This is a genomic window from Mesorhizobium sp. WSM4807, assembly GCF_055811615.1.
This window is the reverse complement of sequence record NZ_JBVVQY010000114.1, coordinates 1-689: the sequence shown is the minus strand read 5'-3', so window position 1 is coordinate 689 and position 689 is coordinate 1. Positions and strand designations below refer to the sequence as shown.

Sequence of the window (689 nt, the reverse complement as noted above, 5' to 3'; positions counted from 1 at the left end):
CATGCGACGCGCTTTAGGTTGCTGTTTTATGCATGTCGTTATCGCAAAACCGCTGCACACTTTTGCGCGACATGCATCAGCATTTCCGGAACGGAAAAAATCAGTCAACGCCTACGGCTGGGCAGCGCCGGCAGCTCGCACATGAGCGCGGACGACGGCGGCATCTCTGCTTCCATTCGGGTTTGGGCAGATCGCTAAGTAAGGCGATCATTCGCGCCCTCTGATGCGCAAGGCTGGCACGTAGTGCCCGCGCCAGCCCGATCTCGCTCAATGTGCTGGCAAGGTCGTACGCCGGGCGGGGCAATTTCATCGCCCATGTAGCACGTTTTGTTGGTTATCTTCTAACTGGGTTTGTCAACCAGATAACCACCGATTGAAAAGCCCGCGCCTCCGGGAGAGATCGCGGGCAAAGGTCTGTTGGCATCATAGGAACTGACCCAGCTTTAGTGTGGGTAACTTTCACGACCACGCATCGGCCAAATGGCTGAAAGCCCGCGCACCCTACAGAGGGGAAGGACGCGGGCTGATCGGGAGAGGACACCGATCTCGCAGCTTGGTTTACAGGAGAAGATGCTGCAGAAGCCGAACGCCCTCCCCGAGCCGGTGTTCCATACGGAAGTCAAAAAGCCCGCCGCACCTTTCGGCACGGCGGGCGATCAGTCGTTCACCAGGCACAGGGTGGGCGGGGG

General features: G+C 58.8%; 1 protein-coding gene. It reads left to right on the top strand.

The window, feature by feature from the left end; all coding sequences use genetic code 11:
• Positions 1-198: hypothetical protein (locus AC0L3N_RS33920; RefSeq protein WP_473552058.1), on the top strand; the 198-nt coding region annotated here is incomplete at its 5' end.
• Positions 199-689 lie beyond the last annotated feature (491 nt).